Below are 21,318 nucleotides of genomic sequence, written 5' to 3' on the forward strand. Positions count from 1 at the left end.
AAGAGGTTCAGAATGACGACATCGAAGTCTAAAATCATTTACACCAAAACAGATGAAGCGCCATTGCTGGCGACATATTCTTTGTTACCAATAATCGAAGCTTTCGCAGGTACCGCTAATGTTGATGTTGAACTTAGTGATATCTCTTTGGCAGGTCGTATTTTGGCGAACTTTCCGGAGTCTTTGGAAGAAGGTCAGCGTGTACCTGATGCACTGGCACAACTGGGTGAACTGACTCAGTTCCCGGACACCAATATTATCAAACTACCGAACATCAGTGCTTCGATTCCGCAACTAAAAGCTGCAATTAAAGAGTTGCAGAGCAAAGGTTTTGCAGTGCCTGATTTTCCGGAAGACCCACAGACGGATGCCGATCGAGAGATCAAAGAGCGCTACGGTAAAGTGCTTGGTAGTGCAGTGAATCCTGTGTTGCGTGAAGGCAACTCAGACCGTCGCGCACCCACCGCAGTTAAAAATTATGCGAAAAAACATCCGCATTCAATGGGGGCCTGGAGTCAGGCGTCACGAACTCACGTAGCGCACATGCGCGGTGGTGACTTTTATTCTGGTGAAAAATCCGTAACCGTTGAAAAAGCCGGTCATGTATCGATTGAATTCGTTGGCAAAGACGGCAGCAAGAAAACACTCAAGCCACGCGTTGACTTGCTTGCTGGCGAAGTGATTGACGGCATGTTCATGAGCAAGAAAGCGCTGTGTGAGTTCTTTGAAGAACAAATTAACGACGCACGTGAAACCGGCGTATTGTTCTCATTGCACGTTAAAGCAACGATGATGAAAGTATCGCACCCAATCGTATTTGGCCACTGCGTTAAAGTGTTCTATAAAGACTTGTTTGAAAAATACGGCGATTTATTTGACGAGTTAGGCGTTAACCCTAACAACGGTTTGGGCAGCGTATACGACAAAATTGCCGGGCTACCTGAGTCACAGCGCTCTGAAATTGAGCGCGACATCAATAAGTGCTATGCGGATCGTCCATTGCTAGCCATGGTTAACTCAGACAAGGGCATTTCAAACTTACACGTGCCATCTGACGTTATCGTAGACGCATCTATGCCCGCTATGATTCGTAACTCGGGTCAAATGTGGGGCCCAGATGGCAAGCCAGCAGATACCAAAGCGGTAATACCTGAAAGTACTTATGCAACTATTTATCAAGAGGTGATTAACTTCTGTAAGACGCACGGTGCATTCGATCCAACGACAATGGGTACAGTGCCTAACGTTGGTTTGATGGCTCAAAAAGCGGAAGAGTATGGTTCGCACGATAAAACCTTTGAAATGCACGCTGATGGCACTGTGAGCATCGTCGATCAGGACGGCAATGTGTTGATCCAACACGATGTTGAAGAAGGCGATATCTGGCGTATGTGTCAGGCCAAAGATGAGCCAATCCGCGACTGGGTTAAACTTGCAGTAACGCGTTCTCGTCAAAGTGGTATGCCAGCAGTATTCTGGCTAGATGATGAGCGTGCGCACGATGCACAGCTTATCAAGAAGGTCGAACTGTATTTACAGGACCACGACACGGCTGGCCTAGATATCCAAATTATGTCTCCGGTACGCGCTATCCGCTACAGCATGGAACGCGCTATTCGCGGTTTAGACACCATCTCAGTAACCGGTAACGTGTTGCGTGATTACCTTACCGACTTATTCCCAATTCTTGAGCTGGGTACTAGCGCTAAGATGCTGTCGATCGTTCCGCTTATGGCCGGTGGTGGCCTATTTGAAACCGGTGCAGGTGGCTCTGCTCCCAAGCACGTTCAGCAGTTTGTTGAAGAAGGTCACTTGCGTTGGGATTCTCTAGGTGAATTCCTAGCACTTGCAGTATCACTTGAAGACTTAGCGATTAAGACTGATAACAAGCGGGCTAAAGTATTGGCAGTAGCGCTCGACCAAGCCACTGAGCAATTGCTTAACAATGGCAAGTCACCACTGCGTCGCGCAGGTGAGCTCGACAACCGCGGTAGTCATGTTTATTTGGCATTGTACTGGGCAGAAGTGCTTGCTACACAATCTGATGACGCAGAATTGGCAGCGAAGTTTGCTCCTGTAGCAAAAGCGTTGAGTGAAAAAGTCACTGACATCCTTGCTGAAATTGATGCAACACAAGGTAAGCCGTCAGATATCGGTGGCTATTACATGCCGGATGAAGCATTGGTTAGCCAAGCGATGTCTCCAAGTGCGATATTGAAAGATATATTAGCCACGTTGAGCTAAATTTTTTCGTTCTAAATAAAAAAGCCCGGTTATAACACCGGGCTTTTTTGAATCTGCGATTTATCTTTCAGGGTTCTCTGGAATATCTATATTCTCAGCATGTAAACCTTTAGGACCTTCTTGAATATCAAAGGTTACCTCTTGGCCTGCCTTCAAAGAGCGATAGCCCTCCATTTGAATAGTGGAGTAGTGCGCAAAAATATCTTCGCCACCATCCTCGGGAACAATAAAACCGAAACCCTTCGCGTTGTTAAACCACTTAACCTTACCGACTGCCATACATCTACTTCCTCTTAATCCTTGAACTGGAACTTTTTAGACCCCATTATGTGCAATAGGAGTGGGAGATGTGCGTCACTTCACATCACCTTACATAAAATGTAGATATTTTAACCACAATATGTCAAGGCGAAACGTAAAAAAACGCGTTAACAAATGTTACTAACAAATGTTTCTGAAATTTTCATTCTGTGACTATTATTAAATTATGAGTAAAGACAACACCATTAGCATTGATAAACAGAAGCACTTGGAAGAGGTGCGCAAGAAAGCGCAGCCGCCGCCGATGTATAAAGTAATGCTGAATAACGATGACTACACCCCAATGGATTTTGTGGTGGAAGTTTTGCTGAAGTTCTTCAACATGGATAGTGAGAAAGCGAACCAATTAATGTTGACGGTTCATTATCGCGGTCGCGCTGTGTGCGGTGTTTACACAGCCGAAATAGCAGAAACAAAAGTAATGCAAGTTAATCAATATGCGCGCAAACACCAACACCCACTGATGTGCTCGATGGAGCCAGCGTGATTTTTTGGGGGAAGTATGTTAAATAAAGATTTAGAACAAACGTTAAATTCAGCGTTTGTATTTGCCAGAGAACATCGTCATGAGTTTATGACCGTTGAGCATTTACTGCTGGCGCTGTTAGACAATCCCGCTGCACAAGAGGCGTTAAAAGCCTGTGGCGCGGATATAGATATTATTCGCGGTGAACTAACCGAATTCGTCAAAGACACCACACCGTTGATTTTGGACGATGCTGACGGTGATCGAGAAACCCAGCCCACTTTGGGATTCCAGCGAGTATTACAACGCGCTGTATTCCATGTCCAGTCCTCAGGGAAAGAAGAAGTAACAGGCGCCAACGTATTGGTGGCTATTTTTAGCGAGCAAGAATCACAAGCTGTTTATATTTTGAAGAAAGCTGATGTGACCCGCTTAGATGTGGTCAACTTTATTAGTCACGGTGTTAGTAAGACTGAAGACGAAGGTAGTGTTAATTCAGAAAATAGCGAGGAAAGTACCGAGGGCGAGGCTAATGAGTCGGCGTTAGACAAGTTTGCAACTAACCTTAACTTGCAAGCTCAAGAAGGCAAAATTGACCCGCTCATTGGTCGCGACAGTGAAGTTGAGCGGTCGATCCAAATCCTATGCCGTCGTCGCAAAAATAATCCACTGTTAGTGGGCGAAGCTGGGGTTGGTAAAACCGCGATTGCTGAGGGCTTAGCTTATCGCATTGTAAACAATGAGGTTCCTGATGTTATCTCGGAAAGTACGGTGTACTCATTGGATCTAGGTGGTTTATTAGCCGGCACAAAATATCGAGGCGATTTTGAAAAGCGCCTAAAAGCCATCTTAAAAGAGCTTACAAAAGATAAACACGCGATTTTGTTTATCGACGAAATTCATACCATCATTGGCGCAGGTGCTGCGTCAGGCGGTGTTATGGATGCGTCAAATTTACTCAAGCCTAAATTGAGCAGTGGTGAGCTGCGCTGTATCGGCTCGACGACTTATCAAGAATATCAAGGTATCTTTGAGAAAGATCGTGCCTTGGCACGCCGCTTCCAAAAAGTCGATGTGGTTGAGCCTAGTGTATCGGATACCACCAAGATTTTGATGGGGCTGAAATCGCGTTATGAAGAACATCACAATGTACGCTTCACGAATAAAGCATTACAAGCTGCGTCAGAATTGAGTGCTAAATACATCAATGAGCGTCATTTGCCGGACAAAGCCATCGATGTAATGGATGAGGCAGGGGCGAGCCAGCGTTTGTTGCCGCAGTCTAAGCGTAAAAAGACGATTGGTGTTGGTGATATTGAGCATGTTATTGCGAAGATAGCGCGCATTCCAGAAAAGTCAGTTTCAGCCTCTGATAAGGAAGTACTGAAAAACTTATCGCGCAATCTGAAAATGGTCGTGTTTGGCCAAGATGATGCGATTGAAACTTTGACTAATGCGATTCACTTGTCTCGCTCTGGCTTGGGTAATGAGCAAAAACCTATAGGTAGTTTCTTATTCGCCGGTCCTACTGGGGTCGGAAAAACCGAAGTCACCCAGCAGCTTGCTAAAATTATGGGTGTCGAGCTTGTGCGTTTCGATATGTCGGAATATATGGAGCGCCATTCGGTGAGCCGCTTGATCGGTGCGCCTCCGGGTTACGTCGGCTTCGATCAAGGCGGCTTGTTAACTGATGCGGTGATTAAAAATCCGTACAGTGTAGTCTTACTTGACGAGCTAGAGAAAGCCCATAGCGACATTTACAACATTCTGTTGCAGGTGATGGATCACGGAACGCTGACTGATAACAATGGCCGTAAAGTAGATTTCCGTAATGTAGTATTGGTAATGACCACCAATGCCGGTGTGCAGGAGACTGTACGAAAATCAATTGGCTTTAAACAGCAAGACCACAGCCATGATGCACTGAGCGAAATTAACAAGATTTTTTCGCCTGAGTTTAGAAATCGCTTGGATGGCATTATTTGGTTTAATCACTTGGATTCTGAAGTGATTTTACAAGTGGTTGATAAATTTATCATCGAACTACAAGCTCAATTAGATGCAAAAGGCGTATCGCTTGAGGTCAGTAATGCGGCTCGAGCACATCTGGCCGAATTGGGTTATGACAAAGCAATGGGCGCTAGGCCAATGGCCCGTGTTATTCAACAAGAGCTGAAAAAAGAGTTGGCTAATGAACTATTGTTCGGTGAATTGAGTAATGGTGGCAGTGTAAAAGTTGGACTGAAAGGCAAAAAGTTCATCTTCAGCTTTAAGTCACTAGAAAAGTCCAAATCGACGACGCCGTAGCCTCGAACGTGCATGAAAAAGCCCGGTAATGACCGGGCTTTTTTTTGTATTGCGTTCAGTACGAGGCTGTTTCTAGCGCGCGCGATAAATAATGCGACCTTTAGTTAGGTCGTAAGGGGTCATTTCTACTGTTACTTTGTCGCCCGTTAAAATGCGGATGTAGTTTTTGCGCATTTTGCCAGAAATGTGAGCGGTAACAACGTGACCGTTTTCTAATTCAACGCGGAACATTGTATTTGGCAAGGTATCTAAGATTGTACCTTCCATTTCAATACTGTCTTCTTTTGCCATGTAAAGCAATAACCTCAATAATATCCAAAAAATTAGCCGCGCAGACTTTAATCAATAAGGTCGCCGCTGTAAAGCATTAGTCTATTTTTTTTACTATGCGATGCCATTTATTGTCAAAAAATCGCTCGTGGGGGAGAAACTCCTGTTTGTAATTCATCTTACGGCAAGCATCTACTTGGTAGCCTAAATATACATAGGGCTTGTTCTGCGCAACGGCATGACGGATGATCTGCATGATCATAAACTTACCCAAAGAGCGGTGCGCTAGATGCGGAGCAAAAAAACAATACAGCGCAGAATAGGCTTCTTCTAATTCGTCGACGATGCTCACCGCGACCAGTTCACCGTCCTGCCAGGCCTCAAAAAACAGCGGGGCATTCCATTCACAATCGATAAAATTAATAAATTGACTAATACTCGGTGGGTACATAGACCCATCGGCATGACGCTCTGTAATATAGGCTTCATAAAGCGAATAGTAATTAGCTTGCAGATTGCGGCGCACTTGTATTTCAACCGCACGGTTTTTACTTAAAATACGCTTTTGACTTTTCGATGGCGTAAACTCATCGCTGACCACACGAATACTCTGACAAGCATTGCAATGACGGCAGTGCGGACGATAGATTTGATCACCACTTCGGCGAAACCCCGCACGAATTAGTACACTGTATTGGCTACGCAAATCTTGATTGTCCTCGACGTAAACAAGCAGTTGTTCACTTTGGTCGGGTAGATAGCTACATGGAAAGGCCTGCGTCAGGCCAAACTTCATTAACAATTTATCTGTTGTGGCTGCCATAAATCTTCACTAACCCATTGTTTACGAGAAACTTTGAGCATTTCTAAGAACTCTCGTCTTGGTACGTTGCGACAGCCCAGAGAGCTCAAATGTGGATTATCGAGCTGGCAATCAATAACTGGAATTTGGAACTTTTGTAAGTGTTTAACTAGCGCAGCCAAGGCTAATTTGGACGTATTGGGTTTGCGGTGAAACATTGATTCTCCGGCAAAGTTGGCTCCAATGGATACTCCATACAAACCGCCTACGAGTTCGTCCTCTTGCCATACTTCTACCGAGTGAGCATAGCCGGCCTCGTGAAAGCGGTTATAGGCCTTGATCATACTCTCGGTTATCCAAGTCGAGTTTGAAAACGCTATCCCTGAGGCAGTGGTTTTCCGAGGGATCTTTGCACACTGTTGAATGACCTGCTCAAAGGCGTGATTTAATGTAATGCGGTACACATTTTTGCGAATTAATTTAGCTAAGCTTCGCGACAGGTGAAATTCATCACAGAATAGCAGCGCGCGAGGATCCGGTGACCACCATAAATAGGGCTCGCCAGGATTAAACCATGGGAATACGCCTTGAGCATAGGCTGCACACAGGCGGTCAACACTCAGATCTCCGCCATATGCGAGGAGTCCATTAGGCTCCGCTAACGCGGTATCTGGGGGAGGGAAGTAATGTTGTTCGTCTAATTGATATAATTGGATCATGCAAAGGCCTCAATCAGAGGCCTTCAGCATAACATGTTATTTTTCTAGTGCATCAAGAAATTTTTCGGCATCTAGCGCTGCCATACAACCGGTACCCGCAGACGTAATGGCTTGACGGTAGATATGGTCCGATACATCGCCAGCAGCAAATACACCTTCCACACTGGTTTGTGTGGCATTACCTTCCAGACCACTGTTTACCACAATGTAACCATCCTTCATCTCCAGCTGGCCGTCGAAAATGCCAGTGTTTGGACTGTGGCCGATAGCAATAAACAACCCCATGATGTCTACTTGCTCAATGCTGTCGTCTTCCGTTGACTTAATTTTGATACCCGTTACACCCATATCGTCACCGAGTACTTCTTCAAGGGTACGATTAAGGTGTAAAACGACGTTGCCGTTTTCAGCTTTGTCCATGAGACGGTCGGCCAATATTTTTTCACTGCGGAAACTGTCGCGACGGTGAATAACATGCACTTCTGATGCAATGTTAGACAAGTAAAGTGCCTCTTCGACGGCAGTATTACCTCCGCCAACAACGGCGACTTTTTGATTTCTGTAGAAGAAACCATCGCAAGTAGCGCACGCAGACACACCTTTACCCATAAAGGCTTGTTCAGTTTCTAGACCTAAATATTTGGCCGATGCACCTGTGGCGATAATCAATGCATCACAAGTGTAAACACCGTTATCACCGGTCAGTGTAAAAGGACGCTTACTTAAATCGGTCTCGTTGATGTGATCAAAAATAATTTCGGTGTCAAATTTCTCCGCGTGCTTTTGCATGCGCACCATGAGGTCAGGGCCGGTCAGTCCATCTGGATCGCCGGGCCAGTTTTCTACCTCTGTAGTGGTTGTCAACTGACCCCCTTGCTGGATACCCGTCAAAAGAACTGGCTCTAGGTTCGCGCGTGCTGCATAGACTGCTGCTGCATAACCAGCAGGGCCTGAGCCCAAGATTAACAGACGTACATGACGAGTGGCTTTTTCTGAAGACATTAAAAACTCCGCTAATAGGCCGGTCTACCCGGCTGATTCGTTCAATAAGTGGTAATTTAAGGACTAATGATCAACTTTCAACTGTCAGATGAATATTTAGCTGACTAGTATGTGCATGTTGGACAGGTTTGTTGCTCATTTTCATTCATTCTATGCTGATTTAACTATATTGTTAGCGTTGATTGCGACCAAAAGAAGGGTCTCTGCGTTTATTATAATAAATCGATATACTCAAAAGGCGTATCTTTGCGTATATTAAAGGGTGTAAGGCAACAAAGAAATCACTATGTCGTTATCAGTCGCAACAATGTTGAAGGATGGTCAATCCTACATGCAAACATGGCCAATGGAAAAAGCGCTCTACGCTCTTTTCCCCGAGTGTCGTGTGGTCGCTGTCACGCGCCTTATGGTGAAAGTTGCGCCGCCATTAGCGATTTTGAGTTGTGCTGCACTGCTACAGTATTACGGCAGTGGTTATTTACCTCAAGCGATTACTATTGCTGCATTCTTTCTTAGCTTACCCTTGCAGGGCTTAATGTGGCTCGGCCACCGTTCGAATCAAGAGCTACCCCCCGCACTCAAAGCTTGGTACTTAGAGATCCACGCTAGGATGCGTGAGCAGGGTTGTAAGTTACATGCAATTAAAGCCAAACCGCGCTACAAAGAGCTAGCGCAAATGCTGAAGACGGCATTTGAGGAACTTGACCGCGTGTTTACTAAAAATTGGTTTTAGTTGACTCACCGGACGCGAACCTCAACACTTCTCCACATCGACGGCATTGATACTTTTGCTTTTGCCGCATGACTTTGTTGTGTCTCCTTACCGTCAGCTCAACCGTACCGCAACTACACTGGTAAGGGAATGTTGTGCTCGTAACCAAGCTCGACTGCATGTGATGTGTCACCTGCGGGGGGCACTTAAATACCTCCTGCATGACCGTTTGCCACTCGATCCCGTGTGGTTTTACTCTGCCATATAATTGATGTACCACGATGTGTGCAATTTCGTGGGGCAATACCTGCTCCATATAGTGCTGCGGATTTTCAACCAGAAATAGGCGATTCAGATTGATATGATTCTTGTGTAAATGGGCGCTGCCACCGTTGCGACCAGCTGCGCGAAATCCAAGTGTCGGCGGTTTAATGGATTTCGCAGCCCATGTAGTGGCTAAATCAATTAACTCTATTACACGCGCCTGCAGAGCATCCTGAAGGGGTTGGGGGACGAACTTTGACATAATAAAAAAGGCGCTAGTACTACTAGCGCCGATATTAAGGGAAAAGCAACGCTTAATCTATTTCACAAGCAATACACATTGCGTACACCCCGCGAGGGTCGTTCAAACGTGCAACGCTGTCGAAGTCTTCTATAACCTCTTTGAATAAGCCCAATGCATAGCTTTGCTCATAACTAATACCGCTACCTTTGGCCATAGCAGCGGCTTGCCCGAAAAACTCTTTCCAGAATTTTTCTTTAGGTGACAATGAGCGCTCGACCACCCGAGTATCGTAAGATTCTAGATTCGCTAATTCAGCGGCAGCGGCTACTGCGTCGTCAAGCGAACCCAGTTGATCGACCAAACCAAGCTCCAGCGCGGTTTCACCAATCCAGACACGCCCTTGTGCAATTTCATCAACACGAGTCTCGGTTAATGAGCGTTCGCTCGCTACCAGTTCAATAAACTGTTTGTACGAATGCTCAATGCTACCTTGAATAATTTGTCCCACGCGCGGATCCAACGAGCGCGCCGCAGATATGCCGGCGACCTCCGTCGTGCCTACGCCGTCCACCGTAATGCCCAAGTAGTCCAGCGTATTCTCATAGGTCATAAACATGCCAAACACACCGATTGAGCCGGTAATGGTACTAGGTGAAGCAACGATTTTATCCGCGCTTGCAGAGATCCAATAGCCGCCTGATGCCGCGTATGTACCCATTTTAGCTACCACAGGCTTACCTGCTTGTTTGAGTAATTCAATTTCATTGCGTATCACTTCCGAAGCGAAAGCACTGCCGCCTGGAGAATCGACATGCAAAACAACCGCTTTGATTTGATCGTCAAGGCGAGCCTTGCGCAGCAACCGCGCGGTAGAATCACCGCCAATCGCGCCAGCCTTTTGATCGCCGTTTAAGATCACACCTTTTGCAACAACGATACCCACTTGATCCCCGTCGTTTTGCATGAACGCAGAAGGCATGCTGATGACGTCTAGGTAATTTTCATAGGAAACGGATTTGAAACCAAGGCGCGAGCTGTCCTGACCAACTAAGTCTTGTAGTTCGGTGCGTACTTGCTCACGGTTTTTCAACTGATCAACCCAGCCGTATTCCAATGCGTAGCGAGCAAAGTCACCATCGACATCAGCCATTTTGCCCGCTAATACGTCAAGCTTTTCATCAAAATTGCTCATTTCCATGTCACGGGCTTCAGCGACATCCGCTTTGTATTGTTGCCAATATACATCTAGCCATGCCGTGTTTGCTTCACGTGCAGCGTCAGACATGTCGTTGCGCAAGTATGGCTCTACCGCTGATTTAAATGTACCGACACGAAAAATATGCGTGGTCAGTTTGAGTTTTTCGAGTGCATCTTTGAAATACGTGCGATAACGACCGTAGCCTTCTAGCAGCATTCCACCCATTGGATGCAAGTAGACATTATCCGCATGCGCAGCAATGTAATATTGATCTTGCGTGTAGAAGTCGCCGACAGCGTAAACTGGTTTACCGGATTGTTTAAAGTCCTCTACTGCTTCGGCGATGACGCGTAGTTTATCCAAACCTCCGCCGTACATAGCCTGGAGGTCCAGAACTAAGGCCGTAATGCGATTGTCGCGTTTGGCATTTTCCAATACCATAACAACATCAGATACTAAGACCTCAGGGTTTTCTTCCTGCTGGTCAAAGGCTTCATTGACAAATTGCTCGAATGGGTCGACCGCAGTTTTCTCGATCACCAAGTTTCCACGCAGATTAAGCACCAAAGCACTGTCCTGCTCGATCACAATTTTCCCATCATCATCACCGCTTATAGCGATAAAGAAACCGACAATCAGTAAAAGAAAGATGGCGTTAAAAATTAACTTACGACTGAAATTAAGAACATTCCAGATCCCGACGAACAACGACTTCGTCCAACTACCACTGCTGGCCATGTAAAAGACACCTCTGCTATTTTTCTGTTTATATGGTAATCAAAGCCAGTTAGATCGCGAAATTTTAAATGTAATTAATTATGACAAAACAACCAATATACGTTTCGTATTGCGTATTAGTCAGGTTTTTCACTTAGCCAACGACTGATCACTTGTGCTATTGCTTTGTGATCACTCGCGCTTAAGCTCATCAATAAAGCTGATGTGCGTTCACTGCGTTGTGCCTTTTGTGATTGACGTTGATGCAACCGTGAAAAGGCACTTGGTTTGGCAGCAGCAGAGTTTCGGCTGGAATTTTTTTTCTGCGTCACTGAAATAATTTTCTTCTAAAAGCACTCTACTTAGTTAATCCTAAGCAGAGAGTATTATCGTGTTAAAAACAATCACTACAAAGTATCAGCAAGTTGTTGCATCTTCGCAAGTTGCAGACGGCATAGCGTCACTACTCATTCGGCTTTACCTTGCGCCTGTTATGCTGCAAGCGGGGTGGAACAAACATACCTCCTTTGACAACATTGTTGCTTGGTTTGGTAACACCGAGTGGGGATTGGGATTACCATTTCCTGAGTTATTAGCGTTTCTGGCGACTTATACAGAACTCATAGGTGGTGTATTCCTGCTTATTGGCCTAGCCACACGATTAATCGCAATTCCATTAGCGTTCACGATGCTGGTGGCCGCTTTTACAGTACATTGGGAAAATGGTTGGCTAGCGATTGCCGATAGCAGCAGCTGGCTAGCAGACGGCACGATTTTGCATAACCCTAGTGTTATGGAATCAGCGGATAAACTGGCTGCGGCGAAATCGCTATTACAAGAGCATGGCCATTATGATTGGTTAACCAGTAGCGGCAATTTCGTTATTCTCAATAACGGGATCGAGTTTGCTATGACCTACTTTGTTATGCTGGTTGCACTATTTTTTATGGGCGGCGGGCGTTTCTTTAGCCTGGACTATTGGCTTACCAAGCGAATATCTAAGGCATAAGTTTAAATATCGATGGCATTGAGCCGATCGCAATAAATGATATGATCGGTTCATCTTTCTTCGCAGTAAAGCTTTACTATGAATGCTATCGACTTATTACTAAACCGCCAATCTCAACCGCGTCTACAAGCGCCCGCGCCAGCAGGTGAAGCGTTGCAAATTATTCAACAGGCAGCACTGCGCGCGCCTGATCATGCGGGTTTAACGCCGTGGCAATTTGTCATTATTGAAGGCGACGGCTTAGAACGGCTGGGGCAGTTGTTTATAGAGTCTGTGAAAGCGCGTGGCGGCGACCAAGAGTCACTTGCCAGGGCTCCCCTATTGCCCAAAAGATCGCCGATGATTATTGCTGCGGCGACGCGCTACACCGATCACCCTAAAGTGCCCAGAGTAGAACAAGTTCAGTCTGCGGCGTGCGCGGTTCATGCGATGCAAATGGCGGCATTCGCGCAAGGGTTTTCAGGCATATGGCGCACGGGCAGTTATGCGCAGTGTGATGTGGTTAAACAAGGCTTAGGTTTTTCATCAGATGAAGAATTGGTTGGGTTTTTGTATCTAGGTAGCTCACCAATTTCTCCGCGTCAGCCGCCCAAACGCAGCGCCGATGACTATTTTAGCCATTGGCGCTAGTCATCTTAGTTGACGGTTACAATCTTACACGCGTTCGTCGCACCAACAGTTTCCATTTCATCGCCGTAGGTCATAATGAATTGGTCACCTGTCTTGACTAAGTTTTGTGCTTTGAGGACATCAATGACGTCCTGTTTTAATTGGCCTGGAGCACTTTGACGCGAATCAAAAAATACCGGTTGTACGCCGCGGTAAAGAGCCATAGTGTTTAGTGAGCCGACATGGCGCGAGAGGGCGATTATCGGTAAGCCAGTTGTAATGCGCGACATTAGCTTCGGCGTATTTCCACTTTCTGTCAGACCTACAATAGCCTTAATATTAGGAAGGTGATTAGCCGCGTAAACAGCTGACATCGCCATTGTCTCACTGACCGAGGTGAAAAACTCATCCAAGCGATGCTTGGATATTTTCACACTCGGATGCGTTTCTGCACCCTCACACACACGTGCCATGGCCTGCACGGTTTCTACCGGAAAGTTACCTGCTGCCGTCTCTGCTGAAAGCATTACTGCATCAGTTCCATCCAGTACAGCGTTCGCAACGTCCATAACTTCCGCACGTGTTGGCATCGGACTGTCTATCATTGATTCCATCATTTGCGTGGCAGTAATTACGACTTTATTGAGTTGCCTTGAGCGTGCGATCAGTTTCTTTTGAACGCCGACCAACTCTGCATCACCAATTTCGACGCCCAGATCGCCACGCGCAACCATTACTGCATCTGAAGCAGAGATGATATCGTCAATTGCGCTGTCGGATTCGACCGTTTCTGCGCGTTCGACTTTGGCACAGATCTTTGCTTCACAACCTGCTTGACGAGCCAGCTCACGAGCATAATTGAGATCTGCGCTAGAGCGGGGGAATGATACCGCGAGGTAGTCGACTCCGATTTCTGCAGCTGTAATTATGTCGCGCTTGTCTTTCTCGGTAAGTGCTTCAGCTGATAGCCCTCCACCTTGACGATTTATACCTTTATTATTCGAGAGTTTGCCGCCGACGGTTACTTTGGTAAATATACGACGCCCTTCGACGTTTTCAACTCGCAGTTGAATACGACCATCATCGAGTAAAAGAATGTCACCGTGACCGACATCATCGGGAAGTGCTTTGTAATCAATACCCACCTGTTGTTGATCGCCGGCATCTTTATCTAGTTCTGCATCGAGTATAAAGTCATCACCAACAGCGAGTTTAATCGACCCTTCTTTAAATCGAGATACGCGAATTTTGGGGCCCTGTAAGTCCCCTAATATAGCAACGTATTTCCCTAAGTTTTTGGCAGCCTGACGCACTTTCTTTGCACGCTCTATATGGTCTTCGGCATTACCATGACTGAAATTCATCCGCACAGTGTTAGCACCCGCAGCGATTATCGCTTCAATCATCTCTACACTGTCTGTTGCAGGGCCGAGAGTCGCTAAAATTTTTGTTCTTCTGGTCATTTGTTCCGCCGTCTAATCGAAGTAATCTGTTGGTGTTGGAATTTGATTACGTAATTTAATTACATTTATGGTAGTTCACAGCGAGCGTAATATGCAAATTTAATGCGGCATAATTACGTGTTTTTTAACCATAAATAGGTCTTACCAGTTGGGCGGGCAGCCGCATATACTGCGGCGGTTTGGCTTTAATTTTTAGCGGAAGATCAATTAATCGCGCTTGTCATAACGCGAGCCGCGAAGTGTGTCTTTCACGCGCTTTAAGTTTTCACGGAATTTATTACCTCGCCGCAACGTAAAGCCTGTTGCCAGGATATCGATAAGGGTGAGTTGCGCAATGCGCGACGCCATTGGCATGTACATATCAGTGTCTTCTGGGACCTCCAACGACAACACATAGTTACATTCTTTTGCCAGCGGACTGTCGGCTGAGGTAATGCCAACGACCGTCGCGTCATTGCTGCGTGCAATATTGGCTATCTCAACCAAACTCTTGGTGCGTCCGGTGTGTGATATCACCACCACCACATCATCTTCGCCGCAATTCATACAGCTCATCCGCTGCATTACAACGTCTTCGAAATACACGACAGGCACGTTAAAACGAAAGAACTTATTCAATGCATCATGCGCGACTGATGCTGATGCTCCTAATCCAAAGAATGAAATCTTTTGCGCTTGCGTGAGTAGGTCAACGACCCGGTTCACTGTGTTTATATCAATTGACTGGCGCGCCACTTCGAGAGACGCCATTGTCGACTCAAAGATCTTATTGGTGTACTCCTGAGGCCCATCGTTTTCGTCGACGTGGCGATTTACGTAGGGCGTTCCATTTGCCAGGCTTTGTGCGAGATGAAGCTTAAAATCGGGGAAACCCTTAGTATCTAAACGGCGACAAAAACGGTTGACCGTCGGTTCACTAACATCCGACATTTTCGCCAGAGTCGCTATACTGCTGTGAATTGCTGTCTGTGGATTGGCTAAAATCACCTCAGCGACTTTGCGTTCCGATTTACTAAACGCGCCTTTATTCTCGGATATTCTCTCAAGTATGTTCATACGACTGTGGTTTTTACTATACTGGTTTAGCGGATATCACAAATATACTACTAGATAAATGTAAAAAGACATCAAAACCTGTAATTTTTTAACAAATTTGATTGAAAAAGTGCCAAGCAGGAAGAAAGTAACCCGCAAAAAGACCCAGAAATCGCGTAATTAAGTTGTAAAATTACAACATTTAATGTTAACTTGAACTGTATAACCAAATGGGTAGGTTGTTGTCGACCAAACCATTACCCGCATAGTTAAGGTAAAAACAAATGGTATTCGAAAGTACGTCTGAACCCTGTGATTTTGTGCTCTTTGGAACAAACGGCGATTTAGCCCGCCGCAAATTATTGCCCTCCTTATATCAACTAGAAAAAGCTGAACTTATTCACCCTGATACCACCATTATCGGTGTTGCACGTCAAGAAACGTCGGTTGACGACTATATTGACTCTGTGCGCGACAACATCGAAAAGTTTTCAGGTGCTGAGGTCTGCGAAGAAACATGGGCTCGCTTAAAAGCACGCTTGGATTATGTGAAAGTCGATATGCGCGATGAGGCGAGCTACAGTGCGTTCAAAGAACACGTCAACCCCGACCGCATTATGGTGTGCTATTTAGCAACACCACCTTCTATTTATGGCGACATTTGTCGCGGTCTTAATGCTGCCGGCGTGATTGACCCGAGTGTTCGAGTGGTACTTGAAAAGCCAATTGGCCATGATTTGGCCTCATCATGTGTGATTAACGAGCAAGTCGCTGAGTTCTTCGACGAGAAGCAAATATACCGCATCGACCATTACTTGGGTAAAGAGACAGTACTGAATTTGATTGCGTTGCGTTTTGCCAATTCTATTTTTGCGACTAACTGGGATCACAATTGTATTGATCACGTGCAAGTCAGTGTCGCCGAATCAGTGGGTATTGAAGGTCGTTGGGGCTACTTCGATGAAGCGGGTCAGATGCGTGACATGGTTCAGAACCACCTGTTGCAGGTATTGAGCTTAATTGCCATGGAGCCACCTACAACACTTGATGCTGACAGTATTCGCGATGAAAAGCTGAAAGTTCTAAAAGCGTTGCGGCCAATCAATGCGTCGAATTATCAACAATCGACGGTGCGAGGGCAGTATATTAACGGCTTTGTGAAGGGCCAGGAGGTACCTGGATATTTAGAGGAACCCGATGCAAATACCGAAAGTCGCACGGAAACGTTCGTCGCACTAAAAGTTGAAATAGACAACTGGCGTTGGGCTGGCGTACCGTTCTACTTGCGCACCGGTAAGCGTTTACCGACAAAAGTCAGTGAGATCGTTATTTACTTTAAGCGTCAGCCACACAATTTGTTTGGTGATAGCTTTGCCAACCTTCCGCCCAACAAGCTGGTTATTCGTTTACAGCCAGACGAAGGTGTTGAAATTACAGTAATGAACAAAGTTCCTGGCCTACAAAGTTCGGGCTCGATGGACTTACAAAAATCAAAGCTCAACTTAAGTTTTTCTGAAGCATTTTCTGATGAACGCATTGCTGACGCATACGAAAAGTTACTTTTAGAAGTCATGCGCGGCAACCAAGCCTTGTTTGTCCGTCGTGATGAAATTGAACAAGCTTGGAAATGGGTCGATTCAATCCTGGCAGCCTGGGATGGAAGTAACGAGCCACCTGAACCCTACCAAGCGGGAACGTGGGGGCCTGTTGCCTCGATTGGGCTGCTTGCGCGGGAAGACCGGAGCTGGTACGAAAGCCGCACGACGAAGAAAAAGTAGGGGGCATCGATGGCTTTAACGGAACAGAAGTTCGCATCTCGCGAATCATTAAATGAACAGTTTGCAAAGCAAGTTGCCGGATTACTTAGCGATGCTATCGCCGCGAAAGGCAATGCTTCGCTAGCAGTCAGTGGCGGTAGTACACCATTGCCGTTTTTCCAGCAACTGTGTCAACAACCGATAGATTGGTCGAGTGTTGTAGTAACACTCGCCGATGAGCGCTGGGTAGATAACACCCATGCGGATAGCAACGAAAAATTAGTACGCGAGAATCTATTAGTTGATAAAGCTGCCGTGGCGCGCTTTTTCCCACTGAAAACCGGGCATGACAATGCATTTGATGCTGTGTCGACGTTACATGCTGATGATGCACAGCCTCGCTTGCCCTTCGATGTGCTGATTTTGGGAATGGGAGGGGATGCTCATACCGCTTCACTGTTCCCGTGCTGTGCGCAAATTGACGCTGGACTGGACCTTAATTCAGGGAATACGTTTATCGCCACTGAGCCTACAACGGCGCCGCATCAGCGTATGTCATACACCTTGCCCGCTCTAGTCAGCGCGAATAATTTATTTTTACATCTGACGGGCGATGAGAAGCTTGCTGTTCTAGAGCAAGCATTAACCGTTGCAAATGCGGCAGAGAAGCCGATTAAAGCCGTAGTCGAAAACGCAGACGTTACTCTCGTTTGGGCCCCTTAGGAGATAGCTTATGAATTCACAAATCCAAGACGTAACTGATCGAATTATTGAACGCAGCCAAGCGACGCGGGCTGCGTATCTACAAAAGATAGAACGCGCACGAAAGGATGGTCCGCATCGTGGTGCACTCTCATGTGGTAACTTAGCGCATGGTTTTGCTGCTTGTAATTCTGCAGATAAAGCCGATTTGCGCAGTATGACTAAAGCGAACGTCGCGATCGTATCGTCATACAATGACATGCTTTCGGCGCATCAGCCTTATGAAGGTTATCCTGCAATTATCAAGCAAGCGGTCAACGAGGTCGGCAGTGTCGCTCAATTCGCTGGCGGTGTTCCAGCCATGTGTGATGGTGTTACGCAGGGTAATCCAGGTATGGACCTGAGTTTGATGAGCCGCGATGTCATCGCCATGAGTGCTGCTGTTGCACTGTCTCACAATATGTTTGACTCCGCCATGATGCTGGGTATTTGCGATAAAATCGTGCCAGGGTTACTCCTTGGTAGTTTGAGTTTTGGTCACCTTCCGACAGTGTTCGTACCTGCCGGCCCCATGCCTTCAGGCTTGCCAAATAAAGAGAAGGCACGTGTACGCCAAGCATATGCGGAGGGCAAAGTAGGACGTGAAGAATTATTAGAAGCGGAATCTCAGTCATATCACTCAGCGGGTACATGTACCTTCTATGGAACGGCAAACAGTAACCAATTAGTGGTAGAAATGATGGGCTTGCATTTGCCGGGCTCGTCGTTCGTTAATCCGGGCACACCTTTGCGTGATGCGTTAACTAAAGCCGCTGCAGTACAGGCGACGCGCCTGACGGACTTAGGCGATAACTACACGCCGATTGGCCATGTTGTTGATGCTAAAGCTATCGTCAATGGCTTAGTGGCGCTATTAGCCACTGGTGGTTCAACCAACCACACCATGCACTTGATAGCGGTAGCTCGCGCTGCTGGCTACATCGTTAATTGGGATGATTTCTCTGATCTATCCAATGCGACACCACTTCTCACGCGTATATATCCCAATGGCCACGCTGATATTAACCACTTTACCGCGGCCGGCGGTATGGCGTTGTTGTTTAAAGAATTACTCGACAACGGCTTGTTGCACAACGACGTTAAAACAATCTGTGGCGATGGCTTAGATCAGTACACCAAAGAGCCTGTATTGGTTGATGGTGAGCTAGAGTGGCGCGATGGGCCTACAGAATCGTTAGATAAAGAAGTTGTTGCTTCAGTTGCAGTACCTTTTAAACCCGACGGTGGACTATCAGTACTCAGCGGTAATCTTGGGCGTTCTGTAATGAAAACGTCGGCGCTGCGTGAACCGCATTGTCACATCAAAGCACCAGCCGTTGTTTTTGAAGATCAATTTGAATTAGACGCAGCGTTCAAGGCCGGCGATCTCGATCGTGATTGCGTAGTGGTTGTGCGCTTCCAAGGGCCTGCTGCGATTGGTATGCCTGAACTGCATCGCCTGACGCCGCCTCTTGGTGTGCTGCAAGACCGCGGCTACAAAGTGGCCTTGGTGACCGATGGTCGTATGTCAGGGGCTTCAGGTAAGGTGCCTGCTGCTATTCACGTTACGCCAGAAGCCTACAAAGGTGGGCTAATTGCTAAAGTGCAAGACGGCGACATGATTGAAATTAATACGCAAACGGGTGAGCTTAAATTACTTGTTGAAGCGTCTGAATTGGATCAGCGTCAGCCTGCAAAAACGGATATAGCTATGCATCAGATCGGTATGGGCCGTGAAATGTTTGGCGGTATGCGGTCAACACTTACGGGTGCTGAAGAAGGTGCGTGTTCTCTGTTTGTTGAGCAGGAACAAGCATAATGGCAAGTTTCGTTGCAGATGTTGGCGGTACCAACATTCGGTTGGCCGTTATTGAAGATGGGCATTTATCACACATTAAGAAATACCTATGTGCAGATTTCCCAAGTATAGAGGCAGCTATTGAGCATTACTTCGCCGACATGCCTGATTTAATCTTCGATTGTGGATGTATAGCCATTGCTTGCCCTACTAACAATGACTGGGTCAAGATGACCAATCACACGTGGGCATTTTCAAAGCAAGCGCTGAAAGCGCATTTGCGTCTCAACTGGCTCGGTGTGATCAACGATTTCTCTGCGGTCGCCCATTCACTACCAGTTTTGCGGGCGGATCAAATTATCCAGTTGGGGACAGGCTCTCGCAGTGAAACCGGCAATATAGCAGTGTTTGGGCCTGGTACTGGACTGGGCGTTGAACACATGACCCATACTGCCGAAGGGTGGCAAACTCTCGATGGGGAAGGTGGTCACGTTGATTTTTCACCGTGTGACGAAACTGACGTTGTCATTTGGCGTTATTTACAAAAATTGCACGGCCGTGCGTCAGCTGAAGAAGTCATGTCAGGTCGTGGAATAGTGAACATCTACCGCGCTTTGGCCGAAGATCAGCAACATCCGGCTACCTTCACCGAAGCTGCTCAAGTCACTGCTGCCGCTCTCGATAATAGCTGCCCAATCAGCCGTCAAACGGTTGAGCAATTTTGTCGTATTTTAGGCAACTTTGCGGGCAATTTGGCACTGAATTTAGCAACTACTGGTGGCGTTTTTATTGGCGGTGGTATTGCTTTACGCATTATTGACATTCTTGAACATAGTGATTTCCGCAAGTGTTTCGAAAACAAAGGGCAGTTTGCTGACTATGTGAAACCTATTCCAACTTATTTAATCGCTGAACCTGATCACGGCTTATTAGGTGCTGGCGCTTATTTGAAACAACAAACAGCGAGTCTAAACGCATGATGAACAATTGGACAATATCCCCGGCTGAAGTGTTTGCTTCTGGCCCCGTAGTGCCAGTATTAGTTATCCACGATGTGGCGCACGCTATTCCACTTGCTGAAGCACTGATAGCTGGCGGCATTAAAGTACTAGAAGTAACACTTCGCACACCAGCAGCTTTGGATGTTATTCGTGAAATTGCGAACAAGGTACCAGAGGCAATCATTGGCGCAGGTACTGTTACCAATGCCCAGCAACTTAAAGAGGTTACTGAGGCTGGCGCTAAGTTTGCTATTAGCCCAGGTATGACCGCAGATCTACTCGAAGCTGGTGCACGCGGTACGATCCCACTGATCCCTGGTATTTCGTCTATATCAGATTTGATGAAGGCGAAAGACGCAGGTTATACCTATTTGAAATTTTTCCCAGCAGAGGCTTCAGGTGGTGTTAAAGCCCTGAAATCTATTGGCGGTCCATTTCCGGAGACGACATTTTGTCCAACCGGAGGTATTAGCCCAAGCAACTATCTGGAGTATTTAGCCTTACCCAATGTGAAATGTGTGGGCGGGTCTTGGTTAGCCCCAGACGAAGCGATAAAGTCAGGCGATTGGGCACAGATCACAGAGCTTGCAGCTACTGCGGTCAAGAACGCTACACAATAACTTCTTCGTTGCAGTACTT

21 protein-coding genes are annotated in these 21,318 nt (G+C 46.5%); 11 read left to right on the plus strand and 10 right to left on the minus strand.

Annotated features, from left to right (window positions below; genetic code table 11):
• Positions 1-12 precede the first annotated feature (12 nt).
• Positions 13-2,244 (plus strand): NADP-dependent isocitrate dehydrogenase, encoded by a 2,232-nt coding sequence (locus QTP81_RS08235; RefSeq protein WP_289364874.1) that lies wholly within the window; start codon positions 13-15, stop codon positions 2,242-2,244.
• 60 nt (positions 2,245-2,304) lie between these two features.
• On the opposite strand, the gene cspD is transcribed toward QTP81_RS08235, so the two are convergent.
• Positions 2,305-2,523 (minus strand): cold shock domain-containing protein CspD, encoded by a 219-nt coding sequence (cspD, locus tag QTP81_RS08240; RefSeq protein WP_289364875.1) that lies wholly within the window; start codon positions 2,521-2,523, stop codon positions 2,305-2,307.
• 208 nt (positions 2,524-2,731) lie between these two features.
• On the opposite strand from cspD, the gene clpS reads away from it, so the two are divergent.
• Both clpS and clpA read left to right on the plus strand, forming a co-directional pair.
• Positions 2,732-3,052 (plus strand): ATP-dependent Clp protease adapter ClpS, encoded by a 321-nt coding sequence (gene clpS / locus QTP81_RS08245; RefSeq protein WP_289364876.1) that lies wholly within the window; start codon positions 2,732-2,734, stop codon positions 3,050-3,052.
• A gap of 15 nt (positions 3,053-3,067) precedes the next feature.
• Positions 3,068-5,338 carry an ATP-dependent Clp protease ATP-binding subunit ClpA gene (clpA, locus tag QTP81_RS08250; RefSeq protein WP_289364877.1) on the plus strand — a complete coding sequence of 757 codons (2,271 nt, stop codon included), beginning with the start codon at positions 3,068-3,070 and terminating at the stop codon, positions 5,336-5,338.
• A 72-nt stretch (positions 5,339-5,410) separates the two neighbouring features.
• On the opposite strand, the gene infA is transcribed toward clpA, so the two are convergent.
• The 4 genes from infA to trxB form a co-directional block, all read right to left on the minus strand.
• Positions 5,411-5,629: a translation initiation factor IF-1 gene (gene infA, locus QTP81_RS08255; protein ID WP_289364878.1), complete on the minus strand. Its 219-nt coding sequence runs from the start codon at positions 5,627-5,629 to the stop codon at positions 5,411-5,413.
• Positions 5,630-5,705: 76 nt separating this feature from the next.
• Entirely contained in the window at positions 5,706-6,404 is a 699-nt protein-coding gene (locus QTP81_RS08260; RefSeq protein ID WP_289365618.1) for an arginyltransferase, read from the minus strand.
• On the minus strand, positions 6,404-7,129 hold the full coding sequence (aat, locus tag QTP81_RS08265; RefSeq protein WP_289364879.1) for a leucyl/phenylalanyl-tRNA--protein transferase: 726 nt from the start codon (positions 7,127-7,129) through the stop codon (positions 6,404-6,406). Before aat ends, QTP81_RS08260 begins: the two co-directional genes overlap by 1 nt.
• Positions 7,130-7,165: 36 nt before the next feature.
• Complete coding sequence (gene trxB, locus QTP81_RS08270) at positions 7,166-8,131, minus strand: thioredoxin-disulfide reductase (protein WP_289364880.1); 966 nt, start codon at positions 8,129-8,131, stop codon at positions 7,166-7,168.
• 286 nt (positions 8,132-8,417) lie between these two features.
• Here trxB and yfbV point away from each other — a divergent pair, with 286 nt between their 5' ends.
• Positions 8,418-8,864 (plus strand): terminus macrodomain insulation protein YfbV, encoded by a 447-nt coding sequence (gene yfbV / locus QTP81_RS08275; protein WP_289364881.1) that lies wholly within the window; start codon positions 8,418-8,420, stop codon positions 8,862-8,864.
• Here the strand turns inward: yfbV and QTP81_RS08280 are convergent.
• The 3 genes from QTP81_RS08280 to QTP81_RS08290 all read right to left on the minus strand — a co-directional run bounded on the left by QTP81_RS08280 (position 8,848) and on the right by QTP81_RS08290 (position 11,598).
• Entirely contained in the window at positions 8,848-9,369 is a 522-nt protein-coding gene (locus tag QTP81_RS08280) for a SprT family zinc-dependent metalloprotease (protein ID WP_289364882.1), read from the minus strand. The genes yfbV and QTP81_RS08280 overlap by 17 nt on opposite strands.
• 52 nt (positions 9,370-9,421) lie before the next feature.
• Positions 9,422-11,287, minus strand: coding sequence for a signal peptide peptidase SppA (gene sppA, locus QTP81_RS08285; RefSeq protein WP_289364883.1), 1,866 nt, complete (start codon positions 11,285-11,287; stop codon positions 9,422-9,424).
• Positions 11,288-11,403: 116 nt separating this feature from the next.
• Positions 11,404-11,598: a hypothetical protein gene (locus QTP81_RS08290; protein ID WP_289364884.1), complete on the minus strand. Its 195-nt coding sequence runs from the start codon at positions 11,596-11,598 to the stop codon at positions 11,404-11,406.
• Positions 11,599-11,657: 59 nt separating this feature from the next.
• Between QTP81_RS08290 and QTP81_RS08295 the strand changes: the two genes are divergently transcribed.
• Positions 11,658-12,275: an HvfX family Cu-binding RiPP maturation protein gene (locus QTP81_RS08295; RefSeq protein ID WP_434532972.1), complete on the plus strand. Its 618-nt coding sequence runs from the start codon at positions 11,658-11,660 to the stop codon at positions 12,273-12,275.
• A gap of 78 nt (positions 12,276-12,353) precedes the next feature.
• Positions 12,354-12,905, plus strand: a complete 552-nt coding sequence (locus tag QTP81_RS08300; RefSeq protein ID WP_289364885.1) for an NAD(P)H nitroreductase — start codon at positions 12,354-12,356, stop codon at positions 12,903-12,905.
• A gap of 5 nt (positions 12,906-12,910) precedes the next feature.
• Here QTP81_RS08300 and pyk read toward each other — a convergent pair whose 3' ends face one another.
• Together pyk and QTP81_RS08310 are read right to left on the minus strand one after the other, a co-directional pair.
• Positions 12,911-14,347, minus strand: a complete 1,437-nt coding sequence (pyk, locus tag QTP81_RS08305; protein WP_289364886.1) for a pyruvate kinase — start codon at positions 14,345-14,347, stop codon at positions 12,911-12,913.
• Between the two features lie 207 nt (positions 14,348-14,554).
• Positions 14,555-15,403, minus strand: a complete 849-nt coding sequence (locus QTP81_RS08310) for a MurR/RpiR family transcriptional regulator (RefSeq protein ID WP_289364888.1) — start codon at positions 15,401-15,403, stop codon at positions 14,555-14,557.
• Positions 15,404-15,666: 263 nt separating this feature from the next.
• Between QTP81_RS08310 and zwf the strand changes: the two genes are divergently transcribed.
• Genes zwf through QTP81_RS08335 form a run of 5 tightly spaced genes read left to right on the plus strand, consistent with a single transcriptional unit; the run spans position 15,667 to position 21,299 of the window.
• Positions 15,667-17,160: a glucose-6-phosphate dehydrogenase gene (zwf, locus tag QTP81_RS08315; protein WP_289364889.1), complete on the plus strand. Its 1,494-nt coding sequence runs from the start codon at positions 15,667-15,669 to the stop codon at positions 17,158-17,160.
• 9 nt (positions 17,161-17,169) lie between these two features.
• Positions 17,170-17,862, plus strand: a complete 693-nt coding sequence (gene pgl / locus QTP81_RS08320) for a 6-phosphogluconolactonase (RefSeq protein WP_289364890.1) — start codon at positions 17,170-17,172, stop codon at positions 17,860-17,862.
• A gap of 10 nt (positions 17,863-17,872) precedes the next feature.
• The gene (gene edd / locus QTP81_RS08325) at positions 17,873-19,699 is read left to right on the plus strand and encodes a phosphogluconate dehydratase (protein WP_289364891.1); all 1,827 of its coding nucleotides are present in this window, start codon (positions 17,873-17,875) and stop codon (positions 19,697-19,699) included.
• Positions 19,696-20,658 carry a glucokinase gene (glk, locus tag QTP81_RS08330; RefSeq protein ID WP_289365620.1) on the plus strand — a complete coding sequence of 321 codons (963 nt, stop codon included), beginning with the start codon at positions 19,696-19,698 and terminating at the stop codon, positions 20,656-20,658. Before edd ends, glk begins: the two co-directional genes overlap by 4 nt.
• Positions 20,655-21,299: a bifunctional 4-hydroxy-2-oxoglutarate aldolase/2-dehydro-3-deoxy-phosphogluconate aldolase gene (locus tag QTP81_RS08335; protein WP_289364892.1), complete on the plus strand. Its 645-nt coding sequence runs from the start codon at positions 20,655-20,657 to the stop codon at positions 21,297-21,299. The genes glk and QTP81_RS08335 overlap by 4 nt, the downstream gene beginning before the upstream one ends.
• The last annotated feature ends 19 nt before the right edge of the window (positions 21,300-21,318 follow it).

The organism is Neoalteromonas arenosi, from assembly GCF_030362855.1.
GTDB classification, from domain to species: domain Bacteria; phylum Pseudomonadota; class Gammaproteobacteria; order Enterobacterales; family Alteromonadaceae; genus Alteromonas_E; species Alteromonas_E arenosi.